We start from the raw sequence: 14,269 nt of genomic DNA, 5'->3' as shown, positions 1-14,269 counted from the left end.
GATGTCAGCGTAGCCTCGAGGGAATGAGTTGCAGAAAACCGGAAACCGCCGGATGCGACACGATCCAACCGACCGATACGTGGACGAGAAGCGCCAGGCTGATGCCACTACCGATACCCACCCAGGACTGCGGCAGCCAGGCAGCGCAGGTCATCGCGACGGCGGCCGTGAATCCCGCCACTACCAGGGTCGGCGCAAGATCGCGCGCCTGGGCCGCGCCATTGTAACGGAGTCGCCTTCCCACGAAATACGCGTTGAGCAGGTACGATGCAGCGCTGGTGATGACGGTGGACCAGGCGATCGCCGTTATCCCCCACGGCGCGCTGCCGAGAAGCAATGCCACCGCGAGCGTTTTCTTTGCGACTTCCACCCGCAGCACGAGCCGCGGCTCGCCCATCGCGTTCAGGGCCACCAGGCTGAGCACATGGGCTGGCCAGGGAATGGCTCCCAAGGCGAGGATCGACAGGAGCGGACCTGCCGGCGCCCAGCGCTCGCCGTACACGAAGACAACGATCGGGCTCGCATAGACGGCGAGAACGATCATGAGCGGAACAAAGGCGAAGAGGCTCATGAAGAGGGCGGCACGGTGTACCCGTTTAACCTCGTCAAGGTCGTGCCTTGCGGCCGAAAGCAAGGGCAAACCCAGCCGGTTGAGAAGGGCAGAGGCGAAAGACGTGGGCGCCTGCTGTGTGTTCTGGGCAAGCGAATAGAAGCCGAGGTCGCGAGCGGTGAACAGTCGACCGATGATGACTGCCTGGAGACGGTTGTAAGCCGTGTCGATGAGGCCAGCCACCAACATGTAACCGCCGAAAGAGAGGATCGACCGGGCATCTTCGCGTCGATACCGCCCCAACGGGCGCCACCCCGAAGCGAGATAGAGCATGAGTGCCCTCGTGCCGATCGATGTGATGGCTTGCGCAACCAGCGCCCAGGCCCCCGCACCTGCCATGGCCAGCGCGATGGCAATGGCGCCGGAGGCCAGCGAGCTTCCTAGTTCCACGCGGGTTCTGACCTGAAAGCGCAAGCGCTGGGTCAGCAGGGCATCCGGCACGACGGCGAGGGCGTTCAGGGGAAAGATCGCCGAGAGGACGATGCACATCGCCGAGATTTCGGGCCTTCCGTAGAAGTTCGCGATCGCATGCGACGCGGCGATCAACGCACCCATCACCACGACGGAAATGGCAAGGTTGATGATGAACGCCGAGGTTTCCTCGTCGGCCGTCGTGCGTTGTCGCTGGATCAGAGCCAGGCCCGTGCCGGAATCGACGAAGACATTTCCCAGGGCGGTGAATACCAACACCATGGCAACGACGCCATAGGCGGAGGGCTCGACAAGATGGGCGAGCACGATGGTCACGCCGAACTGCAGCACATAACGAACGCCGATTTCGAGCCCGCTCCAGCGAGTCGCGTGCTTGACGGCGCCGGGTACGCTCAAGTCAGCGGACCTTCGCCGGCACGCCCATGACGCGGGCCCCATCGGCAACCGGACCCGTCACACACGCGCCTGCGGCTATGAACGCATCGTCGCCGATCGGCAGCGGGACATTGTGAAGGCCGTTCACGATGGTGGCGCCGATGCCGACGAACACGCGTGAGCCGATGTGAACGTGTCCGGCCACACGAGCGCCAGGGGAGAAAATGGAGTAGTCACCCACGCGGCAATCGTGCGAGAGCGAGCTGTTCACGTTGACGTGGACATGCCGGCCCAGCGAGACATTGACAGTGAGAACGGCGCCGGGAAAGAGAATGCAGCCTTCCCCGAGCACCACTGTACGGTGCAGGCCAACGCTTGGGTCACAAAGCGTTGCCGCTGACATTCGCCGGGAGACGCAAAGGCCGGTGGCACGCTCTTTCAACGCGGGATCGCCGACCGCGGCGACGAAGGGCCATCCGTCGCAATGCCCGGACTCTATGGCATGCACTTCGATGCCGTTGACGGTCGTCTCACGTAAATGCGCTTCCTCGACCACGAATGCCATGGTGGCCGGCGCCACCCCGCAGCGCTCCGCGATGAAGGCGACCTCGCGCGCGTGGCCCCCGGCGCCGAAAATGGCCAGCTTGCCGTAGGGTGTCATGGCTGAGCCAGGCCTTGCTTGCACGAGAACGCGATCACGTCGCAGATGAGATGGATGCCATCGAGCGTAAGCGACGGGCCGCTGGGAAGCACGATATTGCGGGCGGCGACACGTTCGGTATGTTCGAGCGATACAGTCGGCTCGATGTCGGCGTAGGTCTTCATGCGATGGCAGCCGGGCCAGAAATACTTGCGTGCGAGGATATTTTCCGCGTGAAGGATATCGATCAATTCGTCGCGCCCCACCCTCGACGGTTCGTCAACCGAAGCCACAATGTAGTGATAATTGTTTTCTTCGTGCTCGTCATATGTCACGAGCGTCACGCCTGGGATGTCGGCCAGTCGTTCACGGTAGACCTCGTAACGGATGCGGTTCGCCTCGACAAACGACGGTAAGGCTTCGAGATTGGTCAGGCCCATGGCCGCGCTGGCTTCCACCATCTTGCCGTTGGTGCCGTGGTGTACCACGTTGTCGTAACCCGCGAAGCCGAAGTTGCGCATCAACCGCATCGTGTCGGCCAGCGTGTCGTCGTTCGTGACGACGGCGCCGCCTTCCAGCGTGTTGAAGACCTTGGTTGCGTGGAAGCTGAGCACTTCGCAGGCGCCGAACGAGCCGATGCGCTTGCCCTGGTAGGTGCAACGATAAGCATGGGCGGCGTCGAACATCAGCTGCAAGCCGTGCTCATTGGCGATATCGGCCAGCGCGTTGATGTCCGCCGCGCGGCCCCAGGTGTGCACTGCGATGATGCCCGTGGTCCGGGGCGTGACAGCGGCCAGGACCGACGCTGGGGAGAGGTTATGCGTGGTGGGATCGATGTCCGCGAAAACAGGAGTGATTCCCTGCCATGCGAGAGAATGGGCGGTGGCGATGAAGGTCCACGAGGGCACGATGACTTCACCTGTCAGGCCCATCGCTCGGATCGCGATTTCCAGTGCGATGGTTCCATTGCATATGGCCACGCAATGGCGGACGCCGAGGTCGGCGGCGATGCGCTGCTCGAACTCCTGGACAAGCGGCCCATTGTTCGTCAGCCATTTCCTGTCCAGCATCGCGTCGATTCGCGCCAAGAAGGCGGATCGGTCCCCGGTATTGGGGCGCCCCACGTGCACGGGCTCTTGGAAGCGCGGCGGAGCGCCTCGGATGGCGAGCGGGAACCGGTTCGTGGTCGTCATGGATTGGGTCGCTTTTTGGCGCAGTGTGACGGTATCAGCGCCTGGGCGCCAATAGCTCGTAGATGGCAGCATACCGGCGCGCCGCATCGTCCCAGGTTCCGAACGCGGTGCGCGCTGCGGATCGGGCATTGGCGCCGAAAGTCGAGTTCGTGTGCGGGTCTTCCAACGTGGCGATGGCCTCGGCATATTCTGAAGGGTTCCCGCAGAGCAAACCATTTTTCCCGTGCTCGACTACCGTGGCATGCGCAGGCATATCGGAGGCGACGATAGGCAGCCCGGCGGCCTGGGCTTCCAGCATGGTCTGCGGCCTCCCCTCCGCATGGACGCTCAGGGTGATGAGCCCGTGGGCCCTGGGGAACCATGTCGATGCCAGTTGAGCAGGTGTTGCCGCTCCGTGCCATCGAACCCATTCGGGAATGGCGACTTGCTCCTGCATCGGGCCAAGCAGATGCAAGGTGCGCGGCTGATTCCGGAAGAGGGGTTCCGACCATTCGAACAGCGGACCGAGCTTGTTCGCCGTGAGCCGGGTTACTGCGATCCACTCTGGATAGGATTGGGGCTGGCGGACGACGTCGTACCAGATGGGATCGATGCCGAAGGAGACCGGGACGATGCGTGCCACGTCGCCGAAGGCGGCCTCGAGTCTCGGAACCATCCACTCGGCGTTGGGACAGATGGCGACGGCGCGCCCCTTGAACGTCCTCCGAAGAAGCGCCTTTACCGTAGGGATGTCGAGCAGATTGAGATCGTTGCCCAGCACCGAGATGACAACTGGCTTGACGTCGGATGGCAGCGGCAGAGCGCATTGCAGCCAGTTGACATGATAGAGATCGATGTCGCGTTCCCTACGATACGCGCTCCATAGCATGCGCAAGAGGCGGAACGGAACATTTGCACCGCGCAGGCCGTGCTTGCGCATGAGATGGGATACGCCACCCGCGGCCATCAGTTCGCCAAGCCAGCGGGCTTCCTTTGGAGTGGTCGTACTCCGCACGTGCTGGGGTAGTTCGCCCGGTGGCGCCCACAGTCGCAGTTCCATTCCTGGAATCCTGGCAAGGCCACCTGCCAGATTGCGGATGAACACACCGCGCCAGTCACTCTCGTCCGCGGGATAGGAGGTACTGGTCATCAGAGTCTTCATGTGCTGGCCTTGGCAGCGCTGCTGCCATACGTTGCTGCCCGATCCTGAAGAGATTTGATGGAGTCGTCGAGGCGGCCATTAAGGTTCAGGCGGCGAAGTGCTGCCATGTGTTCGGCCACTGCCGCTTCGTTACCGAGCACGAGGGCCTCCTTCACGATAGTGATGTGATAGGCAGGTTCCGAGGGTTCCGCCGCAGATGCCGCTTGCGCCATGCGGAAACCGAGTGCCCTGTCTCCCAACCCATTCCAGGCGAAGTCGCCGTACGCGGAAAGAAGTCGTCCCCTGGGCCGCGGATGGTTCAGTGCGGCCATGTAGAGGCGCAGGAGTTGGTCTGCAGGCAGGGCGCACTGCTCCTTCAGGCTGCACGAACTCAACGACATGATTGCGCTTTCGTCCTCGATCGTCGGCGACCTCAGCTTCAACTTGCGCTCCATCGAGTCCCACCATTCCTGCTTGATGGGGCGATGCATGCGCGCTGCGAAGTAGATGAGCGCCTGCTCGGGCAGCGTGGAGGACCCGGGAAGGGCAGCGGCTTTCTCCAGCGGAGCCGCGACAAGCGGAACTACCGGGGAATCCGCCTTGTAGCCGGAAACGATGATGTAGGTCCGGCCGAGTTCATACTGGGCGCGCGGCGAATCCGGGGCACGGATAGCGAGCTCTTGGGCAAGCCGCACCGGATTTCCCCAGCGATAGGCGGAGTAAGCGGTCAGCAGACCCCAATAGACCAAGGCGAGTCCGAGCGCGACGCTGCTCGCCGTCGATGATCGAGGTTCCGCCGCCGCGCTTTGTCTCCTCAGCGTCGTTACCACGGCGAGCACCACGCCAAAGCTGGCGAAGTAATTGCGGTGTTCGTAGATCAATTCGAGCGGAACGATGGTGGCCGTGAGCGTCTGGGCGGCCAGGAACCACGCGATGCCGAGGGAAAGCAGAGGCGCGCGTCGTCGTGCGGCGAACGCCAGGCCGGCCAGGGCCACCAGTCCCACGATGCTGAGCAAGGTGATGGGCGGCGACAGCAGCCCCGTCGAGATCCTGAATTCGTCGTGGTAGAAAGACAGTGCCGACGGCGTGGGCACGACTGTCCACGCGAGGTAGTCGAGGACGACCCGTGCTTCGCTCAGAAGGCGGGTGGTCATCGTGAAGTCGCGTGTCGCCCAGGTCGACGCACGAAACAGCGCAGGTGCGATCCAGGCTACACCCAGGATTCCTGGCATGAAAAGCACCACGCCAAAGAGTATCCAGATGCGCCGTGGCAACCGTCGCTCGGGTGCTTTGTCACGGAAGACCAACCATTCGATGAGAAACGCATAAAGTGGGGTAAGAACCGCCGTTTCCTTGGCCAGTAGCCCCAGGCCGGTTCCCAGCACGAGTGAAAGCGCGCTAAGCGCGAACCCGTACCTTGCACGTTCCATGCGCTGTCGCCCAACGACATATCCGTAGAGCCCCAGGAGGACGAAAACGTTGGCGAGGCTCTCCATGCGCTGCACGACATAGAGAACGGCTGTGAGATTGATAGGGAGCAGCAACCATGCGGCTGCAACAAGGGCTGCGGTCCGGCTGTCCCGTTCGTCCGGCAAGACATCCCGCGCGATCAGTCGGCGTGCGAGCAGGAAGACGAGAAGCCCGTTGATCAAATGGATGATGACGTTCGTCAGTTTCATTGCCTCCGGATCCACGCCGCTGGCGTAAATGTTGAGGGCGAAGCTGAGCGACGCCAGCGGGCGCTTGAAATCGCTGGACGGCGAGGAAAGCGCTGCGGAGGTCAGTTCCGGCAGGGATAGGTGTTTGATATGGAGATCGGCGTTATCGACGATATTGGGAAAGTCGTCGAATAGCCACGCGCCCTTCAGGCCCGGTGCATAGGCGATGAACGTGACAAGCAGGGCGATCGCCACCCACAGGCCAGGATGCATGACCCACTGCCGAATATTCTGCCGGGCATTCAAAAGAAGCAGCCTCGGGATGTCGTCATTGCGCTCGTTTCCTGTCGTCCCGGGCGAGGGCCGCGTTTAGGTGGTCGATCTCGTTGCGCCAGTAACCTTGCCGCTCGAGCACCCGGTCGTGCAACCATGCCATGGCCGTACTGGGGCCGCGACCCGGGGGCTCGGGTAACGTCTTGAAATAGGCCAGGTGCCGGAGGCCAAGGCCGGGCGCGCCTGCACGCCCCAAGGCAGCGGCCTGCTCCAGTGCCGCCTGTGGGGTCGGGGACAGCGCTAGAGCCTTGTTGAAGTCCTCAAGCGCGGACTGCGTGTCGCCACGGGCGAGGGCGAGTTCTCCCCGGGCATGGACGATGTCCTGCATCCGGCCAGGGAGCGATGCGATGATCGGATTCGAAGCAGCCGCGTCAAGGATCGTAAGGATCGCTTTGTTATCGAGCCCGGTGCAGCGCTGCGCTTTCGCCTCCTCGATGGCCTCGAGGCTCCAGTTCAGAAGGATGCGCCCGGGATCACGCGCGGCATGGCGCAGTGTGTTCGCGCCATTGAGGATATCGTCTCCTGTTACCGAACCCTCCTGGCACCGCAGGTCCAGCAGCGTCAGGGCGATCTGCGGTTCGTTGGGGAAGTTGTTTTGCCGCTTCGTCAAGCGCTGTATGCCCAGGTCGGCACGACCCGCGGCGCCTTCGATCTGCGCGGCATAGGCTTGTGCACGCGGCGATTCCGGCGACTGGGTCGCCCAGAAGAGGGCCTGTGCGGGAGGATTGTTCCAGAGCCGGACAAGCCTGAGCGATAGCAGGCTCATGCCCGTCAACAGGATCACTGCCCCAGCCACAGCGGTGCGGGCACGGAAATGCCTGCCGGCGGCCAGGGCGGCTGGCCAGAACATCAACAAACCAGGCAAATAGTTGCGGTGTTCGAAGTACAGTTCCAGGGGAAGTGACGTGGATTCGATCAGATGCCCCGCGAAATAGAAGATCACGGACATGGCTAGCGCGGGGTGGGTCTTCCGGTAACGCAACCCCATGCCAAGCACGACGGCCAATCCGAGGATCGCAGGCAGCGTCCAGAGTGGGTGCCAGAGGTCAGTTGCCGCAACGTACTGATCATGGAACACGCTGCCCGATGTTGGCAGGACCAGCCAAAGCTGCCCAAGATAGACCCAAAGTATGGACGGTTCGGTGAGGAGGCGCTGCCCGATGGTCCAGCCGCGATAGGCTGCAGACGCATTGTCGATACCGCGGTACGCCAGCCAGGCCAGTACTGCGGCGACAGCAAGGATCCAGGGCCAGCAACTGATCCTCAGCAGGCGGCGGTAGCGCCTGTCATGACTCGCCAGCGGCGGGACGCAGCTGTCGACGGCGACGATCAGGAGCGGCAAGAGGATGCCGTTCGCCTTCGACAAGAGGGCGAGAAGCGTCAGCAGGGGGATGCCGAGGAGAAGTCCGATCTCGCTTCGTCCACGTTGGACCTGGGACCTTGCTGTCAGCCATAGATGAAGTCCGAGCAGAACGAAGGCCGTGGGAAGCATGGCCTCCCGCTGAACCACGTAGAGCACCGTGGAAACGAACAGCGGATGGAGTAGCCATGCACCCGCACCGACGCAGGCGGCAAACGCTCTCGGAAAACCTTGCGCGCCCAGAAGACCGCCCAGGCGAAAGAGCAACCACGCCAGAAGCGTGCCGTTGAGCAGGTGGATGACAACGTTAGTTCGCTTGAAGGGCTCGGCGGCCGTAGGCCAGTCGTGGCCATCGATCAGGAAGGAAAGCAGCGCGATCGGCCGCCCGGTGGGGTCGGCTGTGCCTGAGGTGATGAAGCGCAGGAAGGCCGGCAGATTGTCTATAGGCCCCTGTGCGCCAAGCGAAGGCAGGTTCGCATAGTCGTCGAAGACGAACCCGCCCGTGAGGCCTTGGGCATATATCCAGGCGGCCGTGACGATTGTCGCAAGCGTGCAGACAACCATGACGAAACGGGGGCGATCGAGGTGCACGGAATTCATCCAAAAAAAAGGGGCCGCGAAACGGCCCCTTTTTCGCAGAACGTGATGCGTATCAGGTACGGCAGGACGTCGGAAGGTAGGCATCGGGAACGGTCGTGCCCGCGCCGGACTTGCAGTTCCAGGTGATCGAACCGCCCTGGTCGGTCGCCGAGAGGACGACCTTCTTTGCGCCGCCAGCGGTCAGCTTGCTATTCGCTTCGTTACCGAAAGTGGCGATGATCTTGCCCGGCGTGGTCTCGCCAGCGTCAACGCTGACCACATACTTGCCCGAGATGGAGGCAGCCGCAGGCAGTCCGGCCGACGCGTTCTTGCTCGGGAAACGGCCAGTGTTGTTATAGAACTCGGAGACGGCCGTCTTGGCACCGTCGGCGAGATTCATGCCTTCAGAGACCTGAGTGCGAATGATGTAGTTCTGATACTGCGGGATGGCAATGGCAGCCAGGATCGCGATGATGGCGACCACGATCATCAGTTCGATGAGCGTGAAGCCCTTCTGGACATTCTTCATGGAGTTTCCTCGTAACTGTGGACTAACCGAAAAAAGTGACGCCCCCTGAGCCCTAAGCATCCGCCCCTTTCGGGGCAGCAGCTCCCTCACTTGCTTTTGGTCAGGAACCGACCAGGAAGCTCGCCGCAAAGCGTGCATCGAACATGCCATTGCGTTCGCGACCGGTATATTCCCTCATATCTGCCGGTCATGGGATTGTGCATCCGGTCACGCTTGTGGATCAACAGGAAAATTTCGACTATTCAGTGTATTGCGTGCATCTCTCGAGGTGACGCTATGCGTCACTATGTGACGAAGGTCGTCAGTTTGAGCGGCAAGATGTTGGCAGGTACCGGTCGTTAAGCGTGGATTTGCAGGTCCAGCCAATGGCGCCGACCGTATCGATGGGCGAGAGAGTGATCGTCTGATGCTTGAGCGCCTCGTTGGAATCGGGGCGTAGATAGGCGATGAGAATGACACCCGTATCCTGCAGTGCGACTGAGGAAACGTATTTGCCATTGATGGATGCCCCATCGGGAAGGCCCGCCGATTGGTTGGAGGTGGGGAATCGCCCCGTATTGTGCACGTATTCCCATACGGCTGCCTTGGCTCCGGCGGCTGTAACGAACCCCTCGGACGCTTGGCTGCGGATCAGATAGTCCTTGTATTGGGGTACGGCGATAGCAGCGAGGATAGCGATGATCGCAACGACGATCATCAATTCAATCAGTGTGAAACCGGATACCGTCCGATTGTTCTTGAAGTGCATGGCGTGGGCCCCTGTTGTCACCGGACGTCGTAGCACGCTTCATACCAATGCCCCTATGGTTCAAGGGTGCAGAAGACTAACTGTGACGAGCGTCGCGCAATCTTGGCCGGCGTCTTACTTCCCGGCTCCAGCCGGCAAGTCCGGCGATGGCGACGCAAATGGCCATCCATTCGCTACCGCGGTAAGGCGCGGCGTATCTGGCGTCGGCCTGCAACACGGTGAATACCGCTGTCGCGTAGACAGCGAGTAGCATCGCGAGCGCAAGGACGGGTTCCCTCCGCTTCCAGGTGGCGAGAGTGATAACGGCACCAGCAAATGCCAGTAGCATCAGAAAGGGGTTCGCAAAGTAAAGCAGGTCTGTAATCCATCGCAAGACGCCGGTGCCGCTCAGTGGCGAGCGATAAGTCGGATATACGTATATGTCCCCTTGCCCGATGCCGATCGACCAGCCCCACAGTTCGGCCGGTTTGGACGCATACCAGGCGAGGTAACGCATCGGCTCACGCGCCATACGTTCCGCAATCGCCCTCAGCCCTGCTCGGCGATCTTCGTGCACTAGACGAATTTCGCCATCGATCAAGCCCAGGGTCGCCTGCGCATTGGGGTTCCTATAAATGCTGGCAATCCACGCGCTGTGATATTCCGGCCATGATCCCTGGACAAAATTCATGGCGATGCGACTGGATGAACTCAGGCCCGGCGGCAACTGCGTGCCACGGAGTATCCATGCCGCGCATGGGAGGGTGGCTGCGATGAGCAAGCAAATCCAGAGGGTCCGCCGGGCCTTGTCACGCCATGCCATGACCGCGGCAAGCAGCGGTGCCGCCGGGGCCAAGACGGCGTTCGTCAGTCCCGCAGCCGCGAAGGCGGCGCCCGAAATAAGCATTCCAGTGCGCGTGCCTCTCTCGAGCCCAAGTTGCAAGGACCAGAGCGCTACAGCCAGGAAGAAACCGACCAAGGTCTCGCTCAGGAGGAAGCCTGCCAGCGTTATCGAGAGCGGCCAGAACGTCAGGCCCAGGCTCGTCACTACAGCCGAGCGAAAGCCAAGCCATCGTCGTGCCAGGAGCGCATATAGGGCGACCGTGAATGCGGACAGGATGGCTTGGACGTCGAGAGCGGTTGTGTAGAACGCCTCGCCATCACCGCACAAGGCAACGATCCCGGCAAGGAACGTGGGGTATCCCGGATCCCGGAAGTTGTCGGCGATAGGTGCCCCTTCTTCTGGCGAGACAATGGAAAACACCTGCTGATGAACGATGTTCCGGGCGTAGGTGAAATACTGGCCGGCGTCCCCTCTCAAAGGATGGTCCACCACAGCCGTTTGGACGTAATAAAGCCTGATCGCCAGTGCGACGATGACGACGGCCATTAGGACGGCATGCTGCCGCAATACACCGGGCGCCCAGCCTCGGCGCCCGAGTGCCTTGGGCGTGCTGACTTCCAGCATTATCGGTTCCCCTGTAGACCACCGGTCACTCGTGTAGGTGGACAAAGGACGGCAGAATACGCCATACCCTACCAGCTCGTGCAACCGCCTTCCGGCGAGACGATAGACTTATCCAAGCACATCCAAGGAAGCCCTCATGAAGCCACTGTTTGCCGCGCTAGCCCTGGCCCTAGCCTCCGGCCCCGTCCTCGCAGCCGACGCCGACAACGCCGCCCCGCACCCGTTCTCCATCCGCGACCTGGTGATGATGGACCGCGTGAGCGACCCGCAGCTGTCGCCGGACGGGCGCTATGCGCTGTTTTCGGTTCGGGCCACGGATTACGCGGCGAACAAGGGTGTGAGTTCCATCTATATGGTGGACCTCAACAAGCCACCCCAGCCGGTGATGGTGGTGGAGAAGGGGTCTTCCCCGCGCTGGGCTCCGGATGGCAAGTCCATCTATTACACGGCGCCGCAGGACGGCACGGCCCAGGTGTGGCATCGCGCCTTCGACGCGGACGCCACGGGCAAGGGGCTCGCGCTGAGCGTCCGGGCCGGCGAGCCGGTGACCAACGCGCCGCTGGACGTCAATGCGTTCAAGCTCTCGCCGGACGGCTCGAAGCTGCTCCTGAACTACGACGTGTTTACCGACTGCCCGGACCTGGCCTGCACCAAGGAGCACCTGGACGGTCGTGAGAAGGACAAGTCCACCGGCACCGTCTACGACAAGCTCTTCGTCCGTCACTGGGACACCTGGGCGGACGGGCGGCGCTCGCAGCTGTACATCGCCGATGCAAATGCTCCGTCGCAGCCGGTGCTGCTCACCCGCGGCATCGATGGCGACGTGCCGAGCAAGCCTTTCGGCGGCGACGACGAGTTCACTTTTTCGCCCGACGGCAAGACCGTCTATTTCGACGTGCGCATTGCCGGCAAGACCGAGCCCTGGTCGACCAACTTCGACATCTACAGCGTGCCGGCCGATGGCTCGGCGGCTCCGGCGAATCTCACCGCCGAAAACCTGGCCTGGGACGCGAACCCCCTCGTGTCGCCCGACGGCAAGACCCTCTACTACACGGCCATGAAGGAGCCGGGTTCCGAAGCGGATCGCTTCGGCATCATGGCCCTCGACCTGGCTTCCGGCAGCAAGCGTGAGGTGGCTCCTTCGTGGGACCGTTCCTCCGGCGCGTTGCAGATTTCGCCCGACGGCAAGACCCTCTACACCACGACCGACGACAACGGTCAGCACCCGCTTTTTGCCATCGACACGGCGACCGGCAAGGCCACCATCCTGGTGACCGACGGCTCGGTGTCGGCGTTCTCGGCGCAGGGCAAGAAGATCCTGCTGAGCCGCGACGACCTGAAGCGGCCGGCCGACCTCTACACCGCCGACCTCAACGGCAAGGGTCTCAAGCAGGTGACCCATTTCAACGCCAAGCGGATCAAGGGCGCGCAGACCGGCGACTTCGAGTTCTTCACCTTCAAGGGCTGGAACAACGAGACCGTGCAGGGTTACGTGGTAAAGCCGGTGGGCTTCAAGCGCGGCAAGTCCTACCCGGTTGCCTTCATCATCCATGGTGGCCCGCAGGGCGCGATGACCAACAGCTGGAGCTACCGCTGGAACGCGCAGACCTATGCGGGCCAGGGTTTCGCGGTGGTGACGATCAACTTCCACGGCTCCACCGGTTACGGGCAGGCCTTCACCGAATCCATCTCCGGCGACTGGGGCGGCAAGCCGTTGGAAGACCTGAAGGCCGGCTGGAACGCAGCACAGTCGAAGTACAAGTTCCTCGATGGTGACCGCGCATGCGCGCTCGGCGCCAGCTACGGCGGCTACATGGTCTACTGGATGGCCGGCAACTGGAACCAGCCCTGGAAGTGCTTCGTCGACCACGACGGCGTGTTCGACGCACGCGCCATGTACTACGACACCGAAGAGCTGTGGTTCGAGGAAAAGGAAAATGGCGGCACGCAGTTCGACCACCCGGAGAACTACGAGCGCTTCAATCCGGTCAACCACGTGAAGGACTGGCGTGTGCCGATGCTCGTCATCCACAGCGGCAAGGATTTCCGCATTCCGGATACGCAGGGGCTTGGCGCCTTCACGGCGCTACAGCGTCGCGGCATCCCCAGCAAGCTGCTGCACTTTCCGGATGAGAACCATTGGGTGCTGAAGCCGCAGAACAGCGTGCAGTGGCATGAGACGGTGAATGCTTGGTTGAAGGAGTGGACGGCTCCTGAGGCCAAGTAAGACGCAATGGGGCGACGACTCTCGTCGCCCATCTTCGATATCGGGCTAGGGCGTAGCCACGTTCTCCGAAACGCACACCCGTGGCGCATGGACGAGAGTGAGGAGTGGAGCGAAAGATGACTGGAAGTCGTGCAGGATTAGGGACGGAGAATGGTCTGATGACCCGCAAGAAGGTGCGAATGCCGAATGTCATTCGGGCTGCTCTTGCGCTAGAAATATTTACGGCTGCATGTGTCGTGACCGCAGCGGCCGCTACTACGTGGGTCTGGAAAGTTCCCGAAGCCTATCAATACTTCGCGCCATGGATCGATTTTCTGGATCCGACGATACCTCTAAGAATGTGGGCGGCGCCGTCACCGCAGCCTGCCTTGCGAGAGGTTTATTACTCTTTTGGTTTTATATGCTACGTCCTGCCTGTGATATTTCTTGCGCTGAGGTTTTGTTTTCCATTCAGGGGTAGGATGGCGAAAAAGTTCAGTGTGAAGAAGCGGTTGCTTTCGCCATTTTTGTTCGCTTTTGTCGGGATCATCAGTTTTGGTATCGCTGTGTCTCCCATGAGAGATACGAGAGGTCTGCACATCGCCAGTTCGAATGTGCAGTTGATCTTGTTTGGCTGGGTGGATCCTTGTACGTGCAGTGTTATCTTTTGGGTAGCGATTTTTGGGCTGTGGAAGTCATTTTCCGGCAGGTGATGGCGAAAATGGAAGGCACGTAATAGCCGGGATAAGACAAGACTTATCTAACGGGCATCTGCACGAAGTCCATCCCGTGTCAGCTTGTAATCAGGCTGGGAGCCGCCAGCATGGCAACCCACCCCGCGAGCTTCTTCGTCACCTCGTTCTGGCCGAAGGTGACAAGCGCCAGGTTTTCGCTGATCGCAGCCCCGGCGGCCTCAACTGACCTGCCCCCACTGAGCCGTACCACATGAAGCTGTAAAGTCCGTCAATCACGAGGACGGATATGAAGAAGAGTCGTTTCACCACCGAGCAGATCATCGGGTTTATCAAGCAGGCTGACG

The 14,269-nt window shown here is 61.6% G+C and carries 11 protein-coding genes and 1 pseudogene; 2 read left to right on the top strand and 10 right to left on the bottom strand.

What is annotated here, in order from left to right:
* Positions 1–4: 4 nt before the first annotated feature.
* From HBF26_RS09985 to HBF26_RS09940, 9 genes are all read right to left on the bottom strand, one after another.
* Complete coding sequence (locus HBF26_RS09985; RefSeq protein ID WP_167125594.1) at positions 5–1,438, bottom strand: lipopolysaccharide biosynthesis protein; 1,434 nt, start codon at positions 1,436–1,438, stop codon at positions 5–7.
* Position 1,439: 1 nt separating this feature from the next.
* Complete coding sequence (locus HBF26_RS09980) at positions 1,440–2,078, bottom strand: NeuD/PglB/VioB family sugar acetyltransferase (protein WP_167125592.1); 639 nt, start codon at positions 2,076–2,078, stop codon at positions 1,440–1,442.
* Positions 2,075–3,337 carry a DegT/DnrJ/EryC1/StrS family aminotransferase gene (locus HBF26_RS09975; protein ID WP_240151291.1) on the bottom strand — a complete coding sequence of 421 codons (1,263 nt, stop codon included), beginning with the start codon at positions 3,335–3,337 and terminating at the stop codon, positions 2,075–2,077. The genes HBF26_RS09980 and HBF26_RS09975 overlap by 4 nt, the downstream gene beginning before the upstream one ends.
* Entirely contained in the window at positions 3,285–4,391 is a 1,107-nt protein-coding gene (locus tag HBF26_RS09970) for a glycosyltransferase family 4 protein (RefSeq protein ID WP_167125590.1), read from the bottom strand. The genes HBF26_RS09975 and HBF26_RS09970 overlap by 53 nt, the downstream gene beginning before the upstream one ends.
* Entirely contained in the window at positions 4,388–6,301 is a 1,914-nt protein-coding gene (locus HBF26_RS09965; protein WP_167125588.1) for a hypothetical protein, read from the bottom strand. Before HBF26_RS09965 ends, HBF26_RS09970 begins: the two co-directional genes overlap by 4 nt.
* A gap of 55 nt (positions 6,302–6,356) precedes the next feature.
* Positions 6,357–8,312, bottom strand: a complete 1,956-nt coding sequence (locus HBF26_RS09960; RefSeq protein WP_240151290.1) for a tetratricopeptide repeat protein — start codon at positions 8,310–8,312, stop codon at positions 6,357–6,359.
* A gap of 61 nt (positions 8,313–8,373) precedes the next feature.
* Positions 8,374–8,829, bottom strand: coding sequence for a pilin (locus HBF26_RS09950; RefSeq protein WP_167125582.1), 456 nt, complete (start codon positions 8,827–8,829; stop codon positions 8,374–8,376).
* A gap of 301 nt (positions 8,830–9,130) precedes the next feature.
* A complete protein-coding gene (locus HBF26_RS09945) occupies positions 9,131–9,577 on the bottom strand; it encodes a pilin (RefSeq protein ID WP_167125580.1) in 447 nt (148 codons plus the stop codon).
* A gap of 76 nt (positions 9,578–9,653) precedes the next feature.
* Complete coding sequence (locus tag HBF26_RS09940; protein ID WP_167125577.1) at positions 9,654–11,024, bottom strand: glycosyltransferase family protein; 1,371 nt, start codon at positions 11,022–11,024, stop codon at positions 9,654–9,656.
* A gap of 136 nt (positions 11,025–11,160) precedes the next feature.
* Here HBF26_RS09940 and HBF26_RS09935 point away from each other — a divergent pair, with 136 nt between their 5' ends.
* Complete coding sequence (locus HBF26_RS09935; protein WP_167125576.1) at positions 11,161–13,251, top strand: alpha/beta hydrolase family protein; 2,091 nt, start codon at positions 11,161–11,163, stop codon at positions 13,249–13,251.
* A gap of 158 nt (positions 13,252–13,409) precedes the next feature.
* Positions 13,410–13,943: a hypothetical protein gene (locus tag HBF26_RS09930; protein WP_167125574.1), complete on the top strand. Its 534-nt coding sequence runs from the start codon at positions 13,410–13,412 to the stop codon at positions 13,941–13,943.
* Positions 13,944–14,025: 82 nt separating this feature from the next.
* Here HBF26_RS09930 and HBF26_RS19550 read toward each other — a convergent pair.
* A pseudogene (locus HBF26_RS19550) lies at positions 14,026–14,139 on the bottom strand (magnesium transporter); the annotation flags it as partial.
* Between the last annotated feature and the right edge of the window lie 130 nt (positions 14,140–14,269).

Source organism: Luteibacter jiangsuensis, assembly GCF_011742555.1.
GTDB lineage: Bacteria > Pseudomonadota > Gammaproteobacteria > Xanthomonadales > Rhodanobacteraceae > Luteibacter > Luteibacter jiangsuensis.
Note: the sequence above shows the minus strand (reverse complement) of the source record. Positions and strands in the feature narration are given on the sequence as shown.